At 72.2% G+C, this 23,195-nt stretch carries 21 protein-coding genes; 9 read left to right on the top strand and 12 right to left on the bottom strand.

Annotated elements, in window-relative coordinates; all coding sequences use genetic code 11:
- Nucleotides 1-2: 2 nt before the first annotated feature.
- A complete protein-coding gene (locus tag AB0230_RS10810; RefSeq protein WP_315995440.1) occupies nt 3-854 on the bottom strand; it encodes a Ku protein in 852 nt (283 codons plus the stop codon).
- A gap of 185 nt (nt 855-1,039) precedes the next feature.
- On the opposite strand from AB0230_RS10810, the gene AB0230_RS10805 reads away from it, so the two are divergent.
- A complete protein-coding gene (locus AB0230_RS10805; protein ID WP_366375707.1) occupies nt 1,040-3,490 on the top strand; it encodes an ATP-dependent DNA ligase in 2,451 nt (816 codons plus the stop codon).
- 56 nt (nt 3,491-3,546) lie between these two features.
- Here the strand turns inward: AB0230_RS10805 and AB0230_RS10800 are convergent, their stop codons facing one another.
- The 4 genes from AB0230_RS10800 to murI all read right to left on the bottom strand — a co-directional run bounded on the left by AB0230_RS10800 (nt 3,547) and on the right by murI (nt 6,723).
- Nucleotides 3,547-4,464 (bottom strand): cation diffusion facilitator family transporter, encoded by a 918-nt coding sequence (locus tag AB0230_RS10800; RefSeq protein ID WP_366375705.1) that lies wholly within the window; start codon nt 4,462-4,464, stop codon nt 3,547-3,549.
- Nucleotides 4,465-4,546: 82 nt separating this feature from the next.
- Nucleotides 4,547-5,143 (bottom strand): RdgB/HAM1 family non-canonical purine NTP pyrophosphatase, encoded by a 597-nt coding sequence (gene rdgB, locus AB0230_RS10795; RefSeq protein ID WP_366375703.1) that lies wholly within the window; start codon nt 5,141-5,143, stop codon nt 4,547-4,549.
- Nucleotide 5,144: 1 nt separating this feature from the next.
- Nucleotides 5,145-5,870: a ribonuclease PH gene (gene rph / locus AB0230_RS10790; protein WP_363392057.1), complete on the bottom strand. Its 726-nt coding sequence runs from the start codon at nt 5,868-5,870 to the stop codon at nt 5,145-5,147.
- 34 nt (nt 5,871-5,904) lie between these two features.
- Nucleotides 5,905-6,723, bottom strand: a complete 819-nt coding sequence (gene murI, locus AB0230_RS10785) for a glutamate racemase (RefSeq protein WP_315995431.1) — start codon at nt 6,721-6,723, stop codon at nt 5,905-5,907.
- 121 nt (nt 6,724-6,844) lie between these two features.
- Here murI and AB0230_RS10780 point away from each other — a divergent pair, with 121 nt between their 5' ends.
- Nucleotides 6,845-8,170: a nicotinate phosphoribosyltransferase gene (locus AB0230_RS10780; protein ID WP_315995430.1), complete on the top strand. Its 1,326-nt coding sequence runs from the start codon at nt 6,845-6,847 to the stop codon at nt 8,168-8,170.
- An 835-nt stretch (nt 8,171-9,005) separates the two neighbouring features.
- Here the strand turns inward: AB0230_RS10780 and AB0230_RS10775 are convergent.
- Genes AB0230_RS10775 through AB0230_RS10765 form a run of 3 tightly spaced genes read right to left on the bottom strand, consistent with a single transcriptional unit; the run spans nt 9,006 to nt 12,853 of the window.
- Entirely contained in the window at nt 9,006-9,272 is a 267-nt protein-coding gene (locus AB0230_RS10775; protein WP_136585370.1) for a DUF3039 domain-containing protein, read from the bottom strand.
- Between the two features lie 51 nt (nt 9,273-9,323).
- Entirely contained in the window at nt 9,324-10,850 is a 1,527-nt protein-coding gene (locus AB0230_RS10770) for a hypothetical protein (RefSeq protein ID WP_366375700.1), read from the bottom strand.
- Between the two features lie 11 nt (nt 10,851-10,861).
- Nucleotides 10,862-12,853 (bottom strand): ATP-binding cassette domain-containing protein, encoded by a 1,992-nt coding sequence (locus AB0230_RS10765; RefSeq protein ID WP_366375698.1) that lies wholly within the window; start codon nt 12,851-12,853, stop codon nt 10,862-10,864.
- Between the two features lie 19 nt (nt 12,854-12,872).
- On the opposite strand from AB0230_RS10765, the gene AB0230_RS10760 reads away from it, so the two are divergent.
- The 4 genes from AB0230_RS10760 to AB0230_RS10745 all read left to right on the top strand — a co-directional run bounded on the left by AB0230_RS10760 (nt 12,873) and on the right by AB0230_RS10745 (nt 16,760).
- Nucleotides 12,873-13,526: a hypothetical protein gene (locus tag AB0230_RS10760; RefSeq protein WP_366375696.1), complete on the top strand. Its 654-nt coding sequence runs from the start codon at nt 12,873-12,875 to the stop codon at nt 13,524-13,526.
- A 25-nt stretch (nt 13,527-13,551) separates the two neighbouring features.
- On the top strand, nt 13,552-14,244 hold the full coding sequence (locus AB0230_RS10755) for a phosphocholine cytidylyltransferase family protein (RefSeq protein ID WP_366375694.1): 693 nt from the start codon (nt 13,552-13,554) through the stop codon (nt 14,242-14,244).
- 99 nt (nt 14,245-14,343) lie between these two features.
- Nucleotides 14,344-15,291, top strand: coding sequence for a hypothetical protein (locus tag AB0230_RS10750; protein WP_366375692.1), 948 nt, complete (start codon nt 14,344-14,346; stop codon nt 15,289-15,291).
- A gap of 104 nt (nt 15,292-15,395) precedes the next feature.
- The gene (locus tag AB0230_RS10745) at nt 15,396-16,760 is read left to right on the top strand and encodes an aminoglycoside phosphotransferase (RefSeq protein ID WP_363392071.1); all 1,365 of its coding nucleotides are present in this window, start codon (nt 15,396-15,398) and stop codon (nt 16,758-16,760) included.
- 80 nt (nt 16,761-16,840) lie between these two features.
- Here AB0230_RS10745 and AB0230_RS10740 read toward each other — a convergent pair whose 3' ends face one another.
- Nucleotides 16,841-18,070 (bottom strand): CDP-glycerol glycerophosphotransferase family protein, encoded by a 1,230-nt coding sequence (locus tag AB0230_RS10740; RefSeq protein WP_363579355.1) that lies wholly within the window; start codon nt 18,068-18,070, stop codon nt 16,841-16,843.
- A 42-nt stretch (nt 18,071-18,112) separates the two neighbouring features.
- On the opposite strand from AB0230_RS10740, the gene AB0230_RS10735 reads away from it, so the two are divergent.
- Nucleotides 18,113-19,195 carry a glycosyltransferase family 2 protein gene (locus AB0230_RS10735; RefSeq protein ID WP_366375690.1) on the top strand — a complete coding sequence of 361 codons (1,083 nt, stop codon included), beginning with the start codon at nt 18,113-18,115 and terminating at the stop codon, nt 19,193-19,195.
- A gap of 75 nt (nt 19,196-19,270) precedes the next feature.
- On the opposite strand, the gene AB0230_RS10730 is transcribed toward AB0230_RS10735, so the two are convergent.
- Nucleotides 19,271-19,777, bottom strand: coding sequence for a MarR family transcriptional regulator (locus AB0230_RS10730; RefSeq protein WP_315995421.1), 507 nt, complete (start codon nt 19,775-19,777; stop codon nt 19,271-19,273).
- A gap of 151 nt (nt 19,778-19,928) precedes the next feature.
- Between AB0230_RS10730 and AB0230_RS10725 the strand changes: the two genes are divergently transcribed.
- Nucleotides 19,929-20,090, top strand: a complete 162-nt coding sequence (locus AB0230_RS10725) for a hypothetical protein (RefSeq protein ID WP_363579357.1) — start codon at nt 19,929-19,931, stop codon at nt 20,088-20,090.
- A 26-nt stretch (nt 20,091-20,116) separates the two neighbouring features.
- Nucleotides 20,117-20,458: a hypothetical protein gene (locus tag AB0230_RS10720; protein ID WP_363579359.1), complete on the top strand. Its 342-nt coding sequence runs from the start codon at nt 20,117-20,119 to the stop codon at nt 20,456-20,458.
- A gap of 18 nt (nt 20,459-20,476) precedes the next feature.
- On the opposite strand, the gene AB0230_RS10715 is transcribed toward AB0230_RS10720, so the two are convergent.
- Entirely contained in the window at nt 20,477-21,937 is a 1,461-nt protein-coding gene (locus AB0230_RS10715) for a CDP-glycerol glycerophosphotransferase family protein (RefSeq protein ID WP_366375687.1), read from the bottom strand.
- The gene (locus tag AB0230_RS10710) at nt 21,934-23,184 is read right to left on the bottom strand and encodes a CDP-glycerol glycerophosphotransferase family protein (protein WP_315995417.1); all 1,251 of its coding nucleotides are present in this window, start codon (nt 23,182-23,184) and stop codon (nt 21,934-21,936) included. Before AB0230_RS10710 ends, AB0230_RS10715 begins: the two co-directional genes overlap by 4 nt.
- Between the last annotated feature and the right edge of the window lie 11 nt (nt 23,185-23,195).

The following is a 23,195-nucleotide window of genomic DNA, read 5'->3' as shown; positions in this document are numbered from 1 at the left end:
CGTCACGACGCCTTCGACGTCTTCTTCTTCGCCGGAGCCTTCTTCGCGGGCGCATCCTTCTCGCCCCGCGCGGCGCGCGACCGCTCGACGCTCGCCCGCAGCGCCTCCATGAGGTCGATCACCTCGCCGCCGTCGTCGTCCTCGGCCTTGCCGAAGGTGGCATCCGTGTCGAGGGCGTCGCCCTGCTCGAGCTTGGCGTCGATGAGGGTGCGCAGCTCCTCCTGGTACTCGTCGGTGAACTCCTCGGGGTCGAAGTCCTTCGAGAAGCTGTCGACCAGGGATGCCGACATCTCGAGCTCCTTCGCCGAGATGCGCACGCTCTCCTCCAGCGCCGGGAACGCGGCCTCGCGCACCTCGTCGGCCCACAGGAGCGTCTGCAGCACCAGCACATCGCCACGGACGCGCAGGGCGGCGAGCCGCGTCTTCTGCCGCAGGGAGAACCGGACGATCGCCGTGCGGTCGGTCTGCTCGAGCGTCTTGCGCAGCAGCACGTACGCCTTCGGCGACGAGGAGTCGGGCTCGAGGTAGTAGGCCTTGTCGAGGGTGAGCAGGTCGACCTGCTCGCTGGGCACGAACTCGACGACCTCGATCTCGCGGCTGCGCTCGCTCGGCAGTGACGCCAGATCGTCCTTGGTGAGGACGACCGTCTGCTCGCCGTCGTCGTACGCCTTGTCGATGTCGCTGTAGGGCACGACCTCGCCGTCGATCTCGCAGATGCGCTGGTACCGGATGCGTCCGCCGTCGGCGTTGTGCACCTGGTGCAGCGAGACGTCGTGGTCTTCGGTGGCCGAGTACACCTTGACGGGCACGTTGACGAGGCCGAACGTCAGGGCGCCCTTCCAGATCGATCGCATGACCCCAGTGAACACCCGGAGGGGGACGGATGCCGAGCCCCTTGCGCCGGGGGGAGAGCCCCGGTCCCTTCGTCACGCTCAGGGACCTTCCCGCGGAGGTGGCTGAGCCCGTCGACGCCATCGGGAGGGCCGACGGGGCGCAACCCCCTCGGCATCCGGAGCCTCCCCCGCCCTACGCTGGGGCGATGACGGAGCAGACAGTGCGGATCGACGGCCGCCGCCTGCGCCTCTCGAACCTCGACAAAGTGCTCTACCCCGAGACCGGGACCACCAAGGGCGAGGTCATCGACTACTACTCACGCATCGCCCCGCTGCTGCTGCCCCACGTGGCCGATCGGCCTCTCACCCGCAAGCGCTGGCCCGACGGCGTCGGCACGGCGTCCGCACCGGGCGAGCCGTTCTTCGCCAAGGCCCTCGAGCCCGGGGCGCCGGCGTGGGTGCGGCGCTTCCCGATCGACCACTCCTCGGGCGCCAAGGACTACCCGCTGGTCGACGACCTCCCCACCCTCGTCTACCTGGCGCAGGTGGCGAGCCTCGAGCTGCACGTGCCGCAATGGCGCTTCTCGAGCGAGGGAGAGCGTCAGAACCCCGACCGGCTGGTGCTCGATCTCGACCCGGGTCCGGGCACAGGGCTCGCGGAGTGCGCCGAGGTCGCACGGTGGGCGCGCGCCATCCTGACCGACATGGGACTGGATCCCCTGCCGGTCACGAGCGGGAGCAAGGGTATCCACCTGTACGCGCGCCTCGACGGGCGGCAGTCGAGCGACGCGGCGAGTGCGGTGGCGAAGGAGCTCGCGCGCGCGATCGAGGCGGATCACCCGGAGCTCGTGGTCAGCCAGATGTCCAAGGCCGCGCGGCCCGGGAAGGTCTTCATCGACTGGAGCCAGAACAACGGCTCGAAGACGACGATCGCTCCGTACTCGTTGCGCGGGCGCACGCAGCCGTTCGTCGCGGCTCCCCGCACGTGGGCCGAGCTCGACGATCCCGAGCTGCGGCATCTGCTGTTCACCGAGGTGCTCGACAGGCCCGAGGACCCCCTGGCCCCGGTCGACGAGGTCCATGGACCCCTCCGCGCGTACATCGCGAAACGATCCGCCGATCGGACGCCCGAGCCGGTGCCCCAGCATCCTCACGGCGCTCCCCGTGGCGAAGGCGCGCCCCGCTTCGTCATCCAGGAGCACCACGCCTCGCGGCTGCACTGGGACCTCCGGCTCGAACGCGACGGCGTGCTCGTCAGCTGGGCGGTGCCGAAAGGCGTCCCGCCGACCACGGCGAAGAACAGCCTCGCCGTGATGACGGAGGACCATCCGATGCAATACCTCGACTTCGCGGGCGAGATCCCGCGCGGAGAGTACGGCGCCGGAACCATGACGGTGTGGGACACCGGCACCTACGCCCTCGAGAAGTGGCGCGACGACGAGGTGATCGCCACCCTCACCGGTCGAGAGGGTGGTCCGCTCGGGCGCGTGCGTCTCGCGCTGATCCGCACCGAGGGGCGGGGCGAGAAGTCGCAGTGGCTGCTGCACCGCATGAAGACGGATGCCGACGGCCACCCGCAGAACGAGGGAGCCCCGGTCGTGGCGCGCGACCGGGCGGCGCCCGTGCCCTCCCCCGTCGCCGCGGACGCCGTGGTCGGCCGGTCGGCGAGCGACACCCCCGTCGCCGCGGACCTTCGACCCATGCTCGCCACCTCCGCCACGCCGGGAATCGCGCGCGCGGCGGCGGCGCGCTGGGGTGGCACCCCGTGGGTGGAGATGAAGTGGGACGGCATCCGGGGTCTGGGGGTCTGGGACGGCGACCGCTTGCGACTGCGCTCGCGCAACGGCAACGACCTCACCGCCGCCTACCCGGAGCTGACCGCCGTCGATCTGCACCTCGGCCCCCAGCCCGCCGTGTTCGACGGCGAGATCGTGGCCCTCGACGACACGGGACGACCGAGCTTCCCGCTCCTGCAGAAGCGCATGAACCTGACGCAGCCCCGCGAGATCGAGCGGGAAGCGGCCCGGACGCCCGTGCACCTCTACCTCTTCGACGTGCTGTCGGTGGGAGTGCGCGATGTGGCATCCCTCCCCCTCGCTCAGCGTCGTGAGCTGCTCGAGGACCTCGCCGCCGCGGCCGGTGCGCCGATCGTCGTGCCGCCCGTTTTCGACGACGTGGATGCCGCCGTGTCCACCAGCGAGCGGTTCGGCCTCGAAGGGGTCGTGGTCAAGGACCCGGGCTCGACCTACCGCCGAGGGGCGCGGTCGGAGCAGTGGCTCAAGGTCAAGCATTCGCGGACGCAGGAGGTGGTGATCGGGGGGATCCGTCCGGGCAAGGGGAACCGCGCGGGCACGATCGGCTCGTTGTTGGTGGGTGTCCCGTCGACGGACGGGCTGCGGTACGCGGGACGCGTGGGGTCGGGGTTCAGCGAGCAGACACTCGTCCGCCTCCGCGGTCTTCTCGAGCCGCTCCGGTCGGAGACCGACCCGTTCGTCGGGGTTCCGGCGGCAGACGCCCGCGACGCGCTGTGGGTGCGGCCGGAGCTCGTGGGAGAGGTGGAGTTCGCGGAGTTCACGCCGGGCGGCATCCTGCGCCAGGCGCGGTGGCGCGGCCTGCGGCCGGACAAGAGCCCCGACGAGGTCGTGCGGGAGGTCTAGCCCCCGGCCCGCGGCGCGAGGTGGCTGAGCGCGTCGACGCCGCCGGGTCCGGCGACCTAGGCGTGGCGCGAATCGTGCTCGACGTGACCGGCGGGTTCGAGCTGGAACGTCGAGTGCTCCACATCGAAATGATCTGCCAGACACGTCTGCAGCGACGCGAGGATGGCCGCGGCGCGACCGTCCGCGAGAGCCGCGTCCTCGACGATGACGTGCGCGCTGAACACGGGCGCGCCGCGGGTGAGCTGCCACACGTGTACGTCGTGCACGTCGACCACTCCGTCCGCTCCGCGCAGGTGCTCGCGGATCTCGGCGACGTGCATCCCGACCGGCGCCGACTCGGTCAGCACCACGACGACCTCGCGCAGTAGCCCGATGGCCCGCGGCACGATGAGCACCGCGATGAGCAGGGAGGCGATGGCATCCGCCTGCACGAAACCCGTCGTGACGATCACGATCGCGGCCATGATCACCGCGATCGACCCCACCAGGTCGCCCAGCACCTCGAGGTAGGCGCCGCGGACGTTGATGCTGCGCTTCTGCGCGCGGCTGAGCAGCCACATCGACACCGCATTCGCGACCATGCCGACAACGGCGACGACGAGCATGAGCCCGCCCTGCACCTCGGCCTCGGCGGGAGCGAGCAGCCGCTGCACGGCCTCGACCCCCACCCAGGCGCACAGGACGATCAGGATGACGCCGTTGACCAGTGCTCCGAGCACCTCGGCGCGCTGGTACCCGAACGTGCGGCGGTCGTCGGCGGGGCGCGCGGCGATCGCGGTCGCCACGAGCGCGACGACGAGCGCCGCCGCGTCGGTGAACATGTGCGCCGCGTCGGCCAGCAGCGCCAGGGAGCCCGACAGGATCGCCCCGACGATCTGCACGAGCATCACCGTCGCGGTGAGCGCGAGTGCGGTGGCGAGCAGGCGCCGGTGGCCGGCATCGCGGATGCCACCGGACGGGGCGTGGTCGTGCATCGGTCCAGGCTAGGCGCGGTGCGGCGACATCCGCGTGATTCCGGGGAAGTCGGGAATGAGAACCGGTGTCAACGGGGCCCGACTACAGCGTCGCGAGCAGCGGCACCAGCTCGACGAAGGCCCGGGCGCGGTGCGAGGCAACGTTCTTCTCCTCGGCGGTCCACTCCCCCACCGTGCGCTCTGCGCCCTCGGGCTGACCGTCGGGGATGAAGATCGGGTCGTACCCGAAACCGCCCGGGCCGGCGGGCGCGGTCGCCAGGCGACCGGGCCAGCGGCCCTCGACAACGTTCTCCGTCCCGTCAGGACGCACGAGCGCGATCACCGACACGAACTGCGCCGCGCGATGCGGGTCGGCGACGTCGGACAGCTGATCGAGCAGCAGCTCGAGATTGGCTGTGGCGTCTTTCCGGTGGCCGGCCCAGTACGCGGAGAACACGCCGGGGGACCCGCCGAGCACGTCGACCGCGACGCCGGAGTCATCCGCCAACGCCGGCAGTCCCGTGTGGGCCGCCGCCGCCCGCGCCTTGATCAGCGCGTTCGCCGCGAAGGTGACGCCGTCCTCGACCGGCTCGGGCCCGTCGTATCCGACGACCTCGAGGTCGGGGCGGACGGCGGCGACGATCGCCTGGAACTCCTCGACCTTGTGCGGGTTGTGCGTGGCGAGGACGACGCGCGCCATCTCAGGCCTCGAGAGTCGCGGACTGGATGCCGCGCAGGTCGGCGCAGCCGTTCACCGCGAGGTCGAGCAGCCGGTCCAGCTCCGCCTTGTCGAAGGGCGCCCCCTCGGCGGTGCCCTGCACCTCGACGAACAGACCGCGCCCGGTGACGACGACGTTCATGTCGGTCTCGGCCCGCACATCCTCGACGTAAGCGAGGTCGAGCATCGGCTCACCGTCGATGATGCCCACCGACACCGCGGCGACGGAGTCGCGCAGCACCTCGGAGCGCTGGGCGATGAACTTCTTCTCGCGGCCCCAGGCGATGGCATCCGCCAGGGCGACGTACGCACCCGTGATGGCCGCCGTCCGCGTGCCGCCATCGGCCTGCAGCACGTCGCAGTCGATCACGATGGTGTTCTCGCCCAGCGCCTTCGTGTCGACGACGGCGCGCAGGGCACGGCCGATCAGGCGCGAGATCTCGTGCGTGCGACCGCCGACCTTGCCCTTGATGCTCTCGCGGTCGTTGCGACTGTTCGTCGCGCGCGGCAGCATCGCGTACTCGGCGGTGACCCAGCCCTTGCCCTTGCCGGTCAGCCAACGCGGGACGCCGTTGGTGAACGACGCGGTGCACAGCACCTTCGTGCCGCCGACGGTGATGAGCGCGGAGCCCTCGGCGTGCGCCGACCATCCGCGTTCGATGGTCACGGGACGGAGCTGGTCGTTCTCGCGACCGTCTTTGCGGGTCATGGGTCCTCCTCAGGACGAAGATGGATGCCACGCCTCAGCGCGGCAGGTCGATGGCACCGGTCTGCACGAGCTGCACCTCGCGCACCTCCCGGCCCATGAGGCGGTGCGCCAGGCGCAGGAAATCGTCGGCCGACGAGCCGGTGGCCTCGTAGCGGTGGTGGGGAACGGCATCCGGGCTCGCGAGCAGGTCACGTGAGACGAGCTGACGGAACACGTCCTTCGCGGTCTCGCTGTCGCTCGAGACAAGGCTCACGTCGGGACCCATCACGTAGCTGATGGCGCCTTCGAGGAACGGGTAGTGCGTGCAGCCGAGCACGAGGGTGTCGACGCCCGCGTGCCGGAGCGGCGCCAGATACTGCTCCGCCGTGGCGAGCACCTCGGGCGAGTCGGTGACGCCCGCCTCGACGAACTCCACGAACCGCGGGCAGGCTTCCGCGAACACCGTGAGGCGCTCGTTGACCTCGAGCATGTCCTGGTACGCGCGGGAGCCGATCGTGCCGGTCGTGCCGATGACGCCGATGCGGCCGTTACGCGTGGTCGACATCGCGGTGCGCACCGCGGGGCCGATGACCTCGACCACGGGGACGTCGTAGCGCTCGCGCGCATCGCGCAGCATGGCGGCGGATGCCGTGTTGCACGCGATCACGAGCATCTTCACGCCCTGCTCGACCAGGGTGTCGAGCACCTCGAGCGAGTACTTGCGGACGTCGGCGATGGGCTTGGGGCCGTAGGGCGAGCGGGCGGTGTCGCCGATGTAGAGGATCGACTCGCGCGGCAGCTGCGCCGACACGGCCCGGGCGACGGTGAGACCGCCGACTCCCGAGTCGAAGATCCCGATCGGCGCGTCATTCATAGGGGTCCAGCCTACCCGGCGGGCAAGGACGAGCTCGGTGGGCCGGGGCGAACCGTCGCGCCCGTGTCAACCGCCGACGGGACGGGCGGGCTCCGCGCGGCTGCCGCAATAGGCTGGCGCGATGAGCCGCAGCACCGCCCTGCACACCGACCGCTACGAACTCACGATGCTCGACGCGGCCCTCCGCGACGGCACGGCGCAGCGCCGATGCGTCTTCGAGGTGTTCGGGCGGCGCCTGTCGGGCGGACGCCGCTTCGGCGTGGTCGCCGGCACGGGCCGCCTGCTCCATGCCATCCAGGACTTCCGCTTCGGCGACGACGAGCTGCGCTATCTGCATGATGAGAAGGTCGTGGATGCCGCGACCCTCGACTTCCTCGCGGACTACCGCTTCACGGGATCCGTGACCGGCTATCGCGAGGGCGAGGTGTACTTCCCCGGTTCTCCCCTTCTCACCATCGAGGGCACGTTCGCCGAGGCCGTGATCCTGGAGACGCTGGCGCTCAGCATCCTGAACTACGACTCGGCGGTCGCGACCGCCGCCGCGCGCATGAGCGTCGCCGCCGGCGACCGCCCCCTCGCCGAGATGGGCTCGCGTCGCGCGAGCGAGGAGGCGGCGGTCGCCGCGGCCCGCGCCGCCTACATCGCCGGGTTCTCGGCGACCAGCAACCTCGAGGCCGGCCGACGCTGGGGCGTGCCGACGATGGGCACCGCCGCGCACGCGTGGACGCTCCTGCACGACAGCGAGGAGGACGCGTTCCGCTCGCAGGTCGACGCGCTCGGCAGCGCCACGACCCTGCTCGTCGACACCTACGACATCACCGAGGGCGTGCGCACCGCCGTGCGCGTCGCCGGCACGGGGCTCGGGGGCGTGCGCATCGACTCCGGCGACCTGCCGATCGTCGCCGGCGAAGTGCGGGAGCTGCTCGACGAGCTCGGCGCCACCGGAACCCGCATCACCGTGACGAGCGATCTCGACGAGTACGCCCTCGCCGCGCTTGCGGCGTCGCCCGTGGACGCGTACGGCGTGGGCACGTCGGTCGCGACCGGGTCGGGCGTTCCCACGGCGGGGCTGGTCTTCAAGCTCGTGGCGCGCGAGGCGGCCGACGGCTCGTGGGTCGGCGTGGCGAAGGCCTCGGCGCAGAAGGCGTCGCACGGCGGCCGCAAGGCGGCGTTCCGCACGCTCGACGCGGGCACCGCCACCTCGGAGCTCGTCGTCGTCAGCGACGGCTTCGAGGAGCTGTCGACGGCGGCCGAGCACCCCGATGCCCGCCCCCTGCAGACGACCCTCATGCACCACGGCGAAGCGGATGCCGCGGCCCTCGGTGCCGCGGGCGTGCAGGCCGCACGGGCCCACCACGCGCGCGTGCGGGAGGAGCTCCCCGTGCGGGCGCTCGCGCTGAGCAAGGCCGACCCCGCGCTGCCCACGGAATATCGCGAGGCGCAGTGAGGCACGGGGCGCTCACCGTCTGACACAGGGCTTCGGCCATGGCGCGATCCGGGCGCCGCGCGCGGAGGACCGCGCGCTCACGGGTCGGATGCACGTGCGGCCCGGCCGTGGCCCTGCACGGTGCTCACGGGCCGGATGCACGTACGGCACGGCCGTGGCCCTGCACGGTGCTCACGTGATCGGGGTGGTGTGCCGGTCGGAAGCGCTGAGGACCCTTCCCGCCCTCACGCGGGGTCGCGGGTCCCGGCGGCGTGAACGGCTGAGGGTTCTCCCCCGGCCGGCCGCTGCGCGGCGATGTGCGGCGAACACGATCCGAGAGGCGACCTCGCCCCGCCGCGACCGGGCCCCGCACGGCTTCGATCGCCCCACAAGGCCGCCCCCACGCCCCCTGCGCGACCAGGAGCGGCAAACACAACCGCAGAAACGACCTCGCCCCGCCGCGAGCCGGGCCCCGCGCGGCCTCGATCGCCCCACAAGGCCGCCCCCATGCCCCCTTTGCGGCCAACTACGGCAAACACGACCGCAGAAACGACCTCGCCCCGCCGCGAGCCGGGGCCCCCGCGCGGCCTCGATTGCCCCGCAAGGCCGCCCGCACGCCCCCGGCGCGACCAGGAGCGGCAAACACAACCGCAGAAACAACCTCGCCCCGCCGCGACCGAGCCCCGGCCGCGTCAGGTGCGGGGGATCGTCGCCGGCGCGGCCACGCGGAGACGAGCCCGAGCAGTTTCGCAGGGAGGGGAGCGCGCGAGACGCCGGAGACGCACGTGAGGGGTCAAGAAGTGTCGCCGGGCGGACGCACGGGCGACATCTCTTGACCCCTCACGGGGGAGAGTCCTCAGTTGACGAGCGACTCGTAGATCTCTTTGCACTGGGGGCAGACGGGGAACTTCTCGGGGTCGCGCCCGGGTGTCCACTTCTTGCCGCAGAGGGCGCGCACGGGCTTGCCGGTGATCGCCGACTCGAGGATCTTGTCCTTCTTCACGTAGTGCGAGAAGCGCTCATGATCGCCGGGCTCGATGTTCTCTTCGCGGATGAGCTCTTCGAGCTCGCGATCGAGGGTCGCGAGACCCCCGCTGTCCGGACTGTCGAGAGGCGTGCTCATGGAGAGCCAGTGTAGCCGCGACCCCGGCCCCGGGCTCGGTCGGGTTCGCGCTCAGGTCGCCTCGGCGAACTCCATGAGTCGTGTCGCCCGCTGCTCGAAGAGCACCGCGCCGACCGTGATGCCGACGATCAGGACGACGCCTCCGGCTCCGATACCGACCCACATCGCGAACATCGCATCGATGGTGTCTCCCCCGACGGCTCGCCAGGTCAGCAGGATCGACGGCAGGGCCGCGAGGATGGCTCCCACCATCACGAGGCCCTGCGCGATGACACCGCCCGAGCCGGTGCGCTGCGGCTGCTGGAACGGGCTGTCGCCCGGGCGCGACACCGCGTAGGGGGCGAGCACCGACGACACGCTGGACAGCCCCAGACCGGCGAGGAAGAGAGCAGCGCAGACGCCGATCATGGCGGGCAGGATCGCCCACCGCCCGTGGGCGACGACGGCGAGCGGAAGAGTGACGGCGAGCACCGGGATGCCGATGAGCAGCACCGGCACGAGACGGCCGATGCGGTCGGGGGCGCCACGCATGCCGCTGGCGATGTGCATCCACAGGGCGGTCGAGTCGTACGCGAGATCGTTGTGCGGGAGCCAGCCGAAGAACAGCGCCATGATCGGTACGGGCAGCAGCACCGCGAGCTCGAAGGGCACACCCGCCACGAGCAGGGGCACCGTCGACACGACGGCCGCGATCGGCACGACGACCACGTTGACGATGTACCGACGGTCGCGCAGCCAGTACGACAGGCTGCGGGCGGCGACAGCTCCCCCGGGCGTGCCCGGGAGGATCGCGAACCACCCCAGCCCCCCGCGCTCGCGCGCCGCCGCCGGACGGCGCGTGGTCGTCAGGAGCAGAGTCACGAGAGCGAACCACGCCAGCCCGAGCACGGCGATGGTCACGAGGGCCACGACGAGACTGCCGATGGCGGCGCCCGCGGTCGGTGCCAGCGCGATGCCCCACGCGGCACCGATCGGCGTCCACGCCAGGATCTCGGCCGCCGAGGCCAACTGCGAGGGGACGGCGCCGCGCCACTCGAGCGAGCCGAGGAACACCCCGACGGGCACGACGACCACCAGCACGGCGACGAGGTACACGCCCATCAACTCGCGGGACTGCCGCGGTCGCTGCACGAGCGCGCCGAGGGCCATGCTGACGCGGGCGAGCAGCACGCACGTGGTGAGCCCGAGGATGACGGATGCCACGGTCGCCACCGCCGGAGCACCGTGGGCGCTCCAGGCGACGGCGAGGCTGATGCCGAGCACGAGGACGACGAGGACCGGGACGCTGAAGAAACCCGCGAGCAGGAGGGCACCCGCCAGCGGACGCGGCTCGGGTCCGACGACGGCGAAGCGGCGCGGGTCGAGCGGATCGACCGAGGCGGTCACCGGGGGCCCCACTGCGAAGCCGAGGGTGACGGCGGAACCCGCGAGAACCGTCACGACGGCCGTGGTCAGACGGTCGGCGTCGGCGAGGCCGGCGGCGCTGACCGCGGCGACTCCCGTCGCGGCGATCAGCAGTACCACGCCGATCGCGCGGCGCACCACCTCGCGCGGGTCGCCCCGCAGGGCGCCCACCATCATCGCCAGTCTCAGGCGGAGAACGTGTGCAACCACTCGAGGCCCTCCACGTCGCCCAGGCCGCCGGCCAGCTCGAGGTAGCGCTCTTCCAGGCTCGCCTCGCCGCGCACCTCGTCGACGGTGCCCTCGGCGAGCACCTGACCCGACACGATCACGGCCACCCGTGAGCAGACGCGTTCGACGAGCTCCATGCCGTGGCTGGAGAGGATCACCGTTCCGCCGTGATCGACGTACGACCCGAGGATGTCGAGGATGACGCCGCTCGACACGGGATCGACGGCCTCGAAGGGCTCGTCGAGCACGAGCAGGCGCGGCGAATGGATCATCGCTCCGGCCAGCATGACCTTCTTGGTCATACCGGCCGAGTAGTCCGACACGGGACGGGTCAGCGCGTCGACGAGGTCGAACGCACGGGCCAGATCGGTCGTGCGACTCTCGACGAGGGGGGCGGGCAGCCCGCGGAGGGCGCCGTAGTACGACAGCAGCTGGCGCCCCGTGAGGCGGTCGAAGGTGCGCAGACGATCGGGCAGGACCCCGATGAGCTTCTTCGCCTCGCGCGAGCGCTTCGTCGCGTCGACGCCGTTGATCGAGACCGCGCCGGAGTCGGCGCGCAGGAGTCCGGCGATGATCGACAGCGTGGTGGTCTTCCCCGCGCCGTTGGGGCCGACCAGGCCGTAGAACGAGCCGGCGGGCACCGTCAGGTCGATGGCGTCGACCGCGCGGAGCTCCCCGAACGACTTCGTCACGTTGCGCAGGCTCAGCACGGGAACGGCATCGGGGTCGACCTCGGCGGCGGGGCGGTCGGCGATCACGGCGGTGTCGGCGGCGAGCGCGAGGTCGGGGTCGTCCGTCGCGGGGACGTCGGCGGCGGAGACGTCGGTCACGGAGACTCCGGCGGCGGAGACGTCCGTCGCGGAGACGTCCGTCGCGGAGACGTCCGTCGCGGAGACGTCCGTCGCCGAGACGTCGGCGGCGGAGACGTCCGTCGCGGAGACGTCGGTCCCCGAAACGTCGGACGCGGGGTCGTGGGTCGCCGCGTCGTCGGCGCCCTGGTCGTCGGTCGCGGGTTCGTCGGTTGCGGGCCGGGTGTCTCCGGACTCGTCGACGCCGGGCTCGTCCGCATCGAGGATCCGCTCCTCGGCACTCGGGGCGTGCACGGGGGCGTCCGGCGTCTCGTCGACGGTCAGCTCCTCGACACGGACCTCGGGAGGCGTGGGATCCTCGCCCTCGGCGGCCTCTTCCGCGGGAACCTGCGGGGTGTCGAGGAGGCGGGTGGGCGCGTCGGTCGAGGCGGTGTCGTCCGCCTCTTCCGCGGGCGTGTCCGCACTGATGAGCTCACCGGCGGCGGCTGTGCCGTCGCCGGATGACGTCGGGGCAGCGGGGTCGGCGGGCAGTCCTGCCCTACCCGGCTCCGCGCCGCCGAGCTCGGCGTCGACGGCTTCGTCACCGGCGGGCTCACCGTCGACGGCCTCGGTCGCGGCGGGCTCAGCGCTGATGGGTTCCGCATCGACCGGCTGCTCGACGACGGGCTCCTCCACGGCGACGTCGGCCGGAGTGGGGTCGACGGGCGCGGCGGCATCCGCGACGACATCCGCATCCATGGGCGCGGCCTCATCGGTATCGGCGGCGGGTGCGTCCGCCGACGCCGCGTCGTCGGAGTTCGGTGCGATATCGACGCCCGCAGGTGCCGACGAGTCGTCGTCTGCTGAACCCTCCGCGGGTGTAGATGATCCGGCATCCGCGTCCGCCGACGGGTCCGCGTCGGCGGACGCGGCGAGGGGGGCTGCCGGGTCGGCGATCACGTCACCGGAGACGGTGCTCGCGGCGGGAGCGGGCAGCGGCGGACGCGGGGGCACCACGATGTCATCGGGGAACGCGACCGGCGTCACGGTCTCGCTGGCGGCGGCCGGGGCGGCGACGCCCTCTTCCGGCGTCCGCGCAGCGGCATCCGCCGCCGTGTTGGGCTGCTCGGCCGGATCGGTGGGCGCGTGCGTCGGCGCCACGGAGGCCGATCCTCGAGGCGTGGCGGGCTTCTTGGCGGCCGGACGCTTCGCCGCGGGCTTCGCGGCTGAGGACTTCGCCGCAGAGGTCTTCGCGGTGGTGGTCTTCGCGGTAGTGGTCTTCGCTGCGGTGGTCTTGGCCGCGGTGGTCTTCGCCGCGGTGGTCTTGGACGCGGCGGACTTCTTCGCGGCGGGCGTGCGCGGCGACGAACCGGTCGTCGCGGAACCGCTCGCGCGCGGCGCGCGCGGCTTCGGCGCGGGGGACGCGGACTCGTCGGCACTCTCGACGGCGTCGCCCGCCGTCGCGGACGCGGCGGAGCCCGGCGCCCGCCGGGGCGTCCGCGGCGTCGTGGTCCGAGGCGTGGTCGTGCGCGGGGTGGAGGTGCGCGGAGCCCGCGGCGTCCGCGGCTTCGCCGGCGTCGACGCAGAAGGTTCGACGCTCTCCGAACCACCCTCGGCGGAGGAAGAGGAGGGTTCAGGCGATTCCGGCAGCGAGGCTGTCATCGCACCAAACTATCAACGTCCTCCGACACCGCCCGCAGGCTGGTCGCGCGGCGCAGCGATCCACCGGCATCACGAAACCACAACGACCGGCGCGAATCATGCCACCTTCCAGGCCCCCCTCGCTACTGTTGATCGAACACGAAGGCGTGACATTCCGGTGAACCGGACATGACGACTCATCCCCCCAGGAGCCAGCCTTGACAGTCCAGATCGTGATCCTCGCCGCGGGCATGGGCTCGCGCCTCGGCCGCAGCCTGCCGAAACCGCTGACGCCCCTCGCCGACGGACGCAGCATCATGCAGCAGCAGCACGACAACATCCACGCGGCCTTCGGCGCCGACGCGCGCATCACCACGGTGGTCGGATACCGCGCAGAGACCATCGTCGATGCCTTCCCCCGGGTCGACTACGTCTACAACGACCGCTACGACCAGACCAACACGTCGAAGAGCCTGCTCCGCGCCCTCGCCAAGACGGGCCGCGGCGGCGTTCTCTGGATGAACGGCGACGTCGTGTTCGACCCCCTCGTCCTCCGTCGCGCCGCGCGCCTGGTCGCCGACGACCGCTCGTTCGTCACGGTCGACACCGCCAAGGTGAGCGACGAAGAGGTCAAATACACGGTGGATGCCGAGGGCTTCATCCACCAGCTGTCGAAGGTCGTCGTCGGCGGCATCGGCGAGGCCGTGGGCATCAACTACATCTCGTCGGGCGACAAGAAGACGCTGCAGCGCCACCTGCAGCGGGTCGACGACCAGGACTACTTCGAGCGCGGCCTCGAACTGGCCATCGCCGAGGACGGCGTGCGCGTGGAGCCCCTCGACATCTCCGACCTGTATGCGGTCGAGGTCGACTTCGCCGAGGATCTCGAGCGCGCGAACCTCTTCGTCTGAACCCGCCGCGAGCCGGGCGCACCGCAGGTCGGCCCCGATCTCCCCGGCGCACGCGAGAGCTTTCGCCCACCGCTCAGCCCAGCGGGAGAGGATGAGCGCATGGCCGAGAAGGTGCACCGCATCCACTCCCTCCCGTCGGACGCCCCCTGGCAGGGGGGACTGCCTCCCGCGGGGTCGGAGGAGCACCCGCAGGCCATCCGCCTGCTCGACCGCGTGCTGTCGGTGCAGCGACCCGTCGTGCTCGCGCACCTGCGGAGCATCCGCCTGCGGCATCCGGATGCCGCGGTGGGCGAGATCCTGAGGATCCTCGAGCGTCGCTACCTGGCCGCGGTCACGGCGGGCGGCGCAGCGGTGGGGGCGACCGCTGTCGTCCCGGGTATCGGAACCGGGGTGACCCTCGCCCTCAGCGGCGTCGAGACCCTCGGATTCCCCGAGGCGACGGCGCTCTATGCGCAGTCGGTCGCCGAGGTGCACGGCGTCGCCGTCGACGACCCCGACCGCGCCCGCGCCCTCGTGCTCGCCCTCCTGCTCGGCAAGGAGGGCGTCGACCTCGTCGCGCAGCTCGCCCGGCAGGGTGACGGTCGCGGAACGACCCGCTCCGGCTCGTGGGGCGAGACGATCACGAAGACCCTGCCGCGCGCGGCCGTCGGACCGCTCGTCGACCGGCTCAAGACGATGTTCGTCCGCCAGTTCGCCACTCGGGGCGGCGCGTCCTGGGTCGGCAAGGCCCTCCCCTTCGGCGTGGGCGCCGTCGTCGGCGGAGCCGGCAACCACGTCCTCGGACGCCGGGTGCTCGTCACCGCCCGCCGCGCGTTCGGCGCCCCGCCGCTCGTCCTGCCGACCGACCTCGAACCGCGCCCGGGAACCGAGCGCCCCGAGAGGACCGCGGTCGGAGGCGTGCGCCGCGTGGGAGATGCGCTCTCTGCCGCGGTCGCCGGCGCCGGACGCAGGACCGGATCCGCCGCTCGCGGGGCGCTCCCGCGGCGCCGGAGAGCCGCAACAGCCCAGACCCACGCCGACACCGGTGGCGATACGGCGCTCGACTGACGGCATCGCCGCCCGACCGCCACCGGATTCCCCTCTCATCTCATCGACACCCGCACCGGCGCAAGGCCCGCGTGTCGCGGCGGCGGGCGCGTTAGCCTCGCCGCATGGGCGACCTCCTCGATCTCCTCGCGGTCTGGATGCCGCGTCAGCGCTGGTACGGCACGAAGGGCCGCGATCCTCGGCTCACCGTCGTCGCCGACTGGACGCTCGACGCCGACACGCGACTCCTCCTCGTCCGCGACGAGGCGGTGCAGCCCGCGATCGTCTACCAAGTACCGGTCGCGCGGCGCCCCGAGGGATCGGTGCCTCCCGGCAGCCTGATCGGCTCCGCCTCCGATGACGACGTGTGGGCCGATGCCACCACCGACCCCGGCTTCACCGATCAGCTGTACTCCTGGGTGACCGTCGGCGGGGAGGTCGGAACACCCGAGAACGGATTCCTCGGCATCGCCCTCGCCTCCCCCGGCCCCCGGGTCCCGGCCCCGCGCGCGACGGCGAAGGTCCTCAGCGGGGAGCAGTCGAACACGTCGCTCATCTTCCGTCCCGCCACGGCGGACGGCGCGGAAGCGGACGCGCAGGATGCCGGCATCCCGGTCATCTGCAAGCTCTTCCGCCAGGTGAACCCCGGCATCAACCCCGACGTGGAGCTGCAGTCGGCGCTGGCCGCGGGCGGTGCGGCCTTCGTCCCCGCCGCGATCGGCGAGGTCCGCGGATCGTGGGTGACCCCCGAGGGCGTGCCCGTCAGCGGATCGCTGGCGTTCGCGCAGGAGTTCTTCGCCGGCGTCGAGGACGCGTGGCGGGTGGCGCTGGACGCCGCGGCCGCCGATGAGGACTTCGCCGCTCGGGCGCACGCGCTCGGCGCGAGCGTCGCCGGGATGCACGTGGCCCTCGCCGCGCAGTTCCCGACGCGGGAGCCCGACGACGCCGACCGAGCGGCCGTGGCCGGCGCATGGGAGCGACGGCTGTCGATCGCCCTCGCCGAGGTCCCCGCGCTCGCCCCCTACGCCGACCGCATCCGGGAGGTCTACGCCGTGGCGGCCGCCGCCCCCTGGCCCGCGCTGCAGCGCGTGCACGGCGACCTGCACCTCGGGCAGGTGCTCGACACGGCCGCGAACGGATGGGTGCTGCTCGACTTCGAGGGCGAGCCGTTGCGGCCCATCGCCGAGCGCCTGCAGCCCGACGTCGCCGTCCGCGACGTCGCGGGCATGCTGCGCTCGTTCGACTACGTCTCGGGTGCGGTCGCCGACGACGACGGTGCCGCGGTGCGCGCGTGGGTCATCGCCGCCCAGCAGGCGTTCCTCGCGGGATACGCCGAGACGGCGGGCCCAGACCGGGCGGTCGACGACGCCCTGCTCGCGGCGTTCGAACTCGACAAGGCCGTGTACGAGGCGATCTACGAGACGCGCAACCGCCCCGACTGGGTCGGCATCCCGCTCGCCGCGATCGGACGCCTGGCTCCCCTCACCTGACGGTGGCGCGAGGGGGCTGAGCCCGTCGACGCAGCGGGTCCCGGACCTTCGACAGGCTCAGCGATGTTCGCCGCGTGCGCTCAGCCGGCCGAGTCGGCGTGCCACTGCTCCCACCGCTGCATCAGCTCGCCGATCGCGGCCTCGAAGCGGGCGGTGGCGGCGCCGGGGCCGGTGTCGCCGAAGTAGTGGCGCACCCAGTGCTCGAGCCGCCCGACCGCGTCGGGATCCCCCAGCACCCGGTCGGCCTCGGCCACGATTGACCCGGATGCCGACGCATCCAGCCATTCGCAGTCCGACAGGTAACCGCTGTCATCGACGAGGGCCTCGGGGTCGAGGGGTCGCGTGATCATCAGGGGCCTGCCGACCGCGAGCCGGTCGTACACCATCGCCGAGATGTCGACGATCGCCAGGTCGGCCGCGGCGAGCTGCCAGCCGAGCTCGGCGCCCGTGTCATGGACGTGGTGCGCGTCGGGGTCGGCGGCGTTCGCCGCGGCGAGCGCGGACACGATCCGCGCGTTGGCCGCGCCGTAGGCGGCATCCACCACTCCCGACCGCGGGTGGGGGCGGTAGACGACGCGGTGGCGCCCCGTGGCGAGCAGGGCCCTCACGAGGGTCTCCCCGTGCGTGACGACGGACCCGTAGTGCGCGGAGGGACGGTCGCCCTCCCAGGTGGGCGCGTACAGCACGACCGTGCGGTCGTCGGGCTCGTACGGCACGTCGCCGGAGTAGTGGTCGGCCTGCGGGCGGCCGATCGAGAACGTGCGGCGGTCGAGGTCGTAGTCCCACAGCACGCGCGAGAGGCGGGCGCGAGCCGCATCTCCCGCGACGAAGGCGTAGTCGTAGGCCTTGTACTGGTTCGTCGACATGTACATCTTGTCGCTCTCACCGTGGTTGATGAAGACGTGCCATCGATGCCCGTACCGGAACATCTGGAAGTTGCGGGTGTTCTGGTTGACGTAGAGCACGACGCGGATGTCCTGCTCCGCGAGCACCTCCTCCACCGCGCCGACGGTGGGGGCGTAGGCGATGGGGAGCGCGTCATCCTTCAGCAGGGCGTCCGCGCCGCGGATCGCTCGGCTGATGACCACGACCGGCCAGGTCTTCGCCAGTTCCTGCAGGGGCGCGTACCACTGGCGCATCTGATACATGTTCACCGCGCCGTCGGCGAAGTAGACCGCGATCGTGAAGCGCCCGGCGGGCAGCGGACCGCGCGCGTCGAGGGCGCGGCGCAGGTCGCGGCGGGCGTTGCGGGTGGCGAGGGCTTTGCGCAGCAGCCCCACGGCCAGCTGGGCGTCGCGGGCGAGAGGCATCGTTCCAGGGTACCGGCCAGGCACGCATGACAGGATCGACGGATGCCCCTCCCGACCCCCGGCGGAAGAGACGCGCCCGTTCCCCCCGACGATGCCGGCGTGAGCTTCGTCATGCCCGTGCTGAACGAGCAGAGGTATCTGCGCCGGGCCGTGGCATCCACTCTTTCCCAGGACGTCCCGGGACCGGTGGAGCTGGTGCTCGCGCTCGGGCCCTCCACCGACGGCACCGACGCGATCGCGAAGGAGCTGGCGGATGCCGACGAGCGCATCGTCCTCGTCGACAATCCCGCGGCCGACATCCCGGTGGGACTGAACCTCGCCATCCGCACGAGCCGGTACCCGACGATCGTGCGGGTCGATGCGCACTCGGAGTTGTCACCGGGATACACCCGCCGCGCCCTCGACACCCTGCGCCGCGTGCGAGCCGCGAATGTCGGCGGGGTGATGCGCGCCGACGGCCGGTCGCCGTTCCAGCGAGCGGTCGCCCGCGCCTACAACTCCCGCGTCGGACTCGGTGGCGGGGCTTACCACAGCGGCGGCGCCGAAGGGCCGGCCGAGTCCGCGTACCTCGGGGTCATGCGCCGCAGCGTGCTCGAGGAGGTCGGGCTGTTCGACGAGAGCATCCGTCGCGGGGAGGACTGGGAGCTGAACCTCCGGATCCGTCGCGCGGGCTATCGCGTGTGGTTCGATCCGGCCCTGTCGGTCGTCTACTGGCCGCGTGAGAGCTGGACCCGCCTGATCCGGCAGTTCCGTGCGACCGGCGCCTGGCGCGGCGAGCTCGTGCGGCGCTACCCGCGGCGCACGCCGCTGCGCTTCTTCGCTCCCCCGGCGCTGCTGGTCGCGACGCTGGTCTCACTGGTGGCGGGGGTCGCCCAGGTCGCCCGACGTCGCCCCGGACGACTCACGGTGCTGCATCTGCCCGTGGCGGCGTACGCGGCGCTCGTCGCGACCGGCGCGCTCGGCCGCGCCGGAGGCCGCGGTTGGCGCGACAAGGCGTGGACAGCCGCCGTGCTCCCGTCGATGCACGTCTCGTGGGGAGCGGGCTTCCTGTGGGCGCTCGTCCGCGGCGCCCGCGACACGGTCGACACCTCGCGTCTCGACGGTCGCAACACCCCCCTGCCCTGACGCCCGATCGTCACGGACGCGAGGACGCGGCGCCCTCGACCCACGTCGACCGGACGCGCCGCCCCTCGGAGGAGGTCAGGCCGCAGCGGACGCGTCGGCCTCGGCGTCGACGCGCTCCACTTCCTCGGTCGCCGCGGCCGTGGTCTTCGTCAGGAAATCGGCCAGGTCGCGTTCGATCTGCGCGTCGAGACTGCCGATGATGCGTCGGCAGGCGTCGTCGAAGCGCGCGAGCTGCGACCACGGCTCCTTCTCGAGATCGACCGCGAGATGGATGTGGTTCACGCGACGGTCGCTGTCATCCGCCTCGCGCCGGAGGATGCCCCGCCGCACGAGGCGTTCGACCATCGTGGTGATACCGGCCGAGGTGACGCCGAGGGTGGCGGCGAGTTCCGACGGACGCATCCCCGGGCGAGCCCCGACGATCGCGAGGGCCTTCGCGTCGAGCTCGTTCACGCCGAGCTGCTTGCGGGCCTTGGCGGCCGCCGCTTCGCGCTCGCGGGAGTAGGCGGTGAGCGCCTCCATCAGGGGCGAGGAGTCGTCGATTCGCGGTGTCACCGGCTCCTCCTCCTCGACTCGATGCATCCCGTCACTATAGCCAACAGGAGAAGGTTTCTCGAATGACTGTCATCCTTGGTGAATGTTCGTCCACATGATGTTTAACGCGCTTAATTAGATGCTAGGCTACTGATCACCGGGGTTGACCACCCCACCCCACGAAGAAGGGAACGTACCGATGACCACCACCGCCCTCACCACCGCACCGCTGCGGCACCGTTCCACCTTCGTCCCCAGCCCGAGCGCCGTGTCGACCGCGCGGCTGACGACGATCGTCGTCTGGGCCAGCATCGCGACCTCGGGCCTCAGCGCCGCCGTCGTGTTGTCACTCTTCCTCTGACGCACCCGCTCCCCGAAAGCACTCCCATGGGCACCCTCTTCTACAGCGCCGACACGCAGCCGATCCAGATCGACGACCGCCTGCTGCAATATCTGCAGGTCGTCCTGACGACCAAGCTGCGTCGCGGCGAATCCTTCACGATCACGTGGACCGACACCGCCGGCGGGCACGCCCGCACGACGTTGTGGATCCAGCCGTCGATCTCGATGCGCTTCCAGTTCGCATCCGCTGCCTCCGCTCCCCTGTCGGGCGGCTACCTCCGCCAGCTCGCCGACCACGCGTCGATGTCGTCGGGTCTCCTGCTCGACGCCGAGACCTGGCAGCAGCAGGAGGACTCGCACCGGGTGCAGCTGCTCGCGGCCGCCTGACCGCGCGCGGAGCGCACGTCAGCCGCGGTCGACGAATCCCTGATCGAGGATCCTCGCCACGACGCGCTCGGCGGCGCGACCGTCATCGCGCGGCACGAAGAGGGTTTTCCACCGGGCGTACCGCTCGGCGAAGATCGACGGATCCACGTCGATCAACGCCCTCTCCAGCTCGTGCTGCGTGCGCACCACCGGTCCCGGAGCCAGATCGAGCAGGTCGAAGAAGAAGCCGCGCATCTCGCCCCGGTAGCGCTCGAGGTCGGGGACGAGGAAGTACAGGGGCTTGCCCGTGACGGCGAAATCGAACATCACCGACGAGTAATCCGTGACGAGGGCGTCCGCGGCGGCGAGCAGGCGCGACGTATCGGGGTAGCCGGTGACGTCGATGACCCGGGGGCCGTGGAGGTCGGCACCCGGCTGCAGCGTGCGGGTGTGCCCGCGCACGAGCACGACGGCGTCGGCCGCCCGCGCGAGAGCGGACGGATCGACGAAGTCGACGATCCGCTCTCGATCGTCGCGCCAGGTCGGGGCGTACAGCAGCACGCGCTCCTCGGGATGGATGCCGAGGCGTCGACGCGTCTCGCGCCCGTCGTCGTGCTGCAGGGCGTCGTCGCGCGGGTAGCCCTCGACCCAGACCGGCCGGCCCAGGAACGCGTAGGCCTTGCTCAGCACCCGCGCGGCATACGGGCTCTGCGCCAGCAGGACGTTCCAACGCCGACTCTCCCGCACCACGGCGAGCGCGCGACGCGGATCGAAGCCCGGGCGATACAGGGCGAGTCGCTTGAGCGGGGTCCCGTGCCATGTCTGCAGCACGCGCTGTCCGCGACGACGCACGAACCGCCGACGGAGCCAGTCGTTCACCACGAGCAGACGCGCGACTCCACGGGCCCGCCACCAGTCGGGACTGCCCTCGACGACCGCGATCGCCCCGTCGGGGACCTCGACCGACAGATCGACGACGCTCCAGTACCGCGTCACCCCCGGGGCGACGCGCGCGAGCTCGCGGTCGATCGCGAGCGGGTTGCACCCGGCGGTACGGCCGTAGAAGCTCTCGAAGAACACGGCGTTCTCGAGCGGCTCCCGCCGCCCCGTGGCGTAGCGCCGTTCGATCGCGGCGCGCCCCTCCCCCGACCGGTACACCGGGTCGACGGGGGCCGAGATGGTCACCACCCCGGCGTCGAGCGCGGCACGCAGGCCCACGAGGCCGGTCTCGGCGATCGACGCCGCCGACGGATCGGCATCCGTCGCCTCCCCCGGCTCGACGCGCAGACGGTAGCGTCCGGAGGGCAGAGGCAGATCGGCACCGCCCCATCGCGAGACGTGCAGCGGGACGACGGCACGCCAGGTGCGTCCGCGGCCGTGCAGGCGGCCGTACGAGCGCGCCCGCGCCCCCTCGAGCACGACGGATGCCGGGCGGGCGCCCTCTCCGCTGAGCTCGAGCGCGGGCATCCCGGCGTCGTCGAACAGGCGAGCGTCGGTCATGGGCGGTCGTCCTTCCGGGAGGGAGCGGAGCGCAGCCGTGCACGGACGGCCCGGTACACGCGCTCGGCGTTGCGGCCGTCGCGGTGGGCGTGCACGCGCGCGCTGCGCTCGCGTGAGGCGGCGAGCGCCGCCGTCGGGTCGGCGAGCACGGCGTCGAGCTGCGTGAGGGCCTCACCCCACGAGCGGGCCGGATCCGTTCCGGCCACGTCGGCGTAGCGGCCGTAGAGACCGCGCCGCGCGGTGTACGCCTCGAGGTCGGGGGCGAAGAAGACCACCGGCAGCGGGACGAGCGAGGCGTCGAAGGCGAGCGAGGAGTAGTCGGTGATGAGGGCGTCGAGTCCGGGCAGCAGCGGCGTGACGTCGGCGACGCGGTCGCTGCCGAGGTCGGCGATGCGGTCCGTGTCCCGCGGAGGGCGGTAATCGCCCGCGCCGAGGGGGTGAGAGCGGACCAGGAGCAGAGCGTCGGCGGCATCGAGCGTCGCGCCGATGCGCTCCCACTCCCCCGCGTCGGGCACCGCCGGGTCGGGCTCTCCATCGCGCCACGTGGGCGCGTACAGCACCACGCGGCGCTCGCCCAGCGGCATCCCGAGCAGGTGCGCGAGCCGCTCGCGCGCCACCCGGCGTCGCGACTCGGCATCGCCGGCCGACAGCACGTCGACACGCGGCTCACCGGTGACCGGCACTCGCTCGTCGGTGAGCGAGAAGGCGCTCTCGAGACGCCCGCGCACCAGGTGCGAGGCCGCCGGCAGGAGCGAGATGCGCCGGGTGGCACGCCGGTACAGCGTCCGCAGCACCGGGGAGAGCACCCCGGGAAGCACGGGGCTGCGGGTGGTCTCCGCCGAGTCGAGGCCGATGCGCTTGAGCGGGATCCCGTGCCACAGCTGCACGATCACGGCCCCCGTGGTGGCGTAGCGCTGCACGTCGCCGAAGCCGTGCGTCACGACGATCACGCGGGCCCGCGCGGTGCGCCAGAATCCCGCCGCGCTGTCGCGCCGCACCCACCGGATGCCGAGGCGCTCCGCCTCGCGGGCCTGATCGGCGTCGGCGACGAGCCAGGTCGTGTGCTCCCCGTGGGCGGCGGCGACGGCGTGGAGGGCGAGCGCTCCGTCGGCGAGTCCGACCGCGCACCCGAACACCCACTCGCCGCGGGAGCGCGGCACGACGGCGGTGACGAGACGACCGGCGACGTACAGGGGGATGCGGCGGAGTTTCCGGGCGTTCCCCGCACCGAACGAGAAAGACGCCACCCCGCGAGCCT

Source organism: Microbacterium sp. NPDC089190 (assembly GCF_040701795.1).
GTDB lineage: Bacteria > Actinomycetota > Actinomycetes > Actinomycetales > Microbacteriaceae > Microbacterium > Microbacterium galbum.
This window is presented reverse-complemented; position numbering and strand designations above follow the sequence as displayed.

Bases quoted from the DNA above. Each gene is read 5' to 3' on its own strand.
- AB0230_RS10810 (WP_315995440.1), bottom strand. From the start codon at position 854: ATGCGATCGATCTGGAAGGGCGCCCTGACGTTCGGCCTCGTCAACGTG.
- AB0230_RS10805 (WP_366375707.1), top strand. From the start codon at position 1,040: ATGACGGAGCAGACAGTGCGGATCGACGGCCGCCGCCTGCGCCTCTCG.
- AB0230_RS10800 (WP_366375705.1), bottom strand. From the start codon at position 4,464: ATGCACGACCACGCCCCGTCCGGTGGCATCCGCGATGCCGGCCACCGG.
- rdgB (WP_366375703.1), bottom strand. From the start codon at position 5,143: ATGGCGCGCGTCGTCCTCGCCACGCACAACCCGCACAAGGTCGAGGAG.
- rph (WP_363392057.1), bottom strand. From the start codon at position 5,870: ATGACCCGCAAAGACGGTCGCGAGAACGACCAGCTCCGTCCCGTGACC.
- murI (WP_315995431.1), bottom strand. From the start codon at position 6,723: ATGAATGACGCGCCGATCGGGATCTTCGACTCGGGAGTCGGCGGTCTC.
- AB0230_RS10780 (WP_315995430.1), top strand. From the start codon at position 6,845: ATGAGCCGCAGCACCGCCCTGCACACCGACCGCTACGAACTCACGATG.
- AB0230_RS10775 (WP_136585370.1), bottom strand. From the start codon at position 9,272: ATGAGCACGCCTCTCGACAGTCCGGACAGCGGGGGTCTCGCGACCCTC.
- AB0230_RS10770 (WP_366375700.1), bottom strand. From the start codon at position 10,850: ATGGTGGGCGCCCTGCGGGGCGACCCGCGCGAGGTGGTGCGCCGCGCG.
- AB0230_RS10750 (WP_366375692.1), top strand. From the start codon at position 14,344: ATGGCCGAGAAGGTGCACCGCATCCACTCCCTCCCGTCGGACGCCCCC.
- AB0230_RS10745 (WP_363392071.1), top strand. From the start codon at position 15,396: ATGGGCGACCTCCTCGATCTCCTCGCGGTCTGGATGCCGCGTCAGCGC.
- AB0230_RS10740 (WP_363579355.1), bottom strand. From the start codon at position 18,070: ATGCCTCTCGCCCGCGACGCCCAGCTGGCCGTGGGGCTGCTGCGCAAA.
- AB0230_RS10735 (WP_366375690.1), top strand. From the start codon at position 18,113: ATGCCCCTCCCGACCCCCGGCGGAAGAGACGCGCCCGTTCCCCCCGAC.
- AB0230_RS10730 (WP_315995421.1), bottom strand. From the start codon at position 19,777: ATGCATCGAGTCGAGGAGGAGGAGCCGGTGACACCGCGAATCGACGAC.
- AB0230_RS10725 (WP_363579357.1), top strand. From the start codon at position 19,929: ATGACCACCACCGCCCTCACCACCGCACCGCTGCGGCACCGTTCCACC.
- AB0230_RS10720 (WP_363579359.1), top strand. From the start codon at position 20,117: ATGGGCACCCTCTTCTACAGCGCCGACACGCAGCCGATCCAGATCGAC.
- AB0230_RS10715 (WP_366375687.1), bottom strand. From the start codon at position 21,937: ATGACCGACGCTCGCCTGTTCGACGACGCCGGGATGCCCGCGCTCGAG.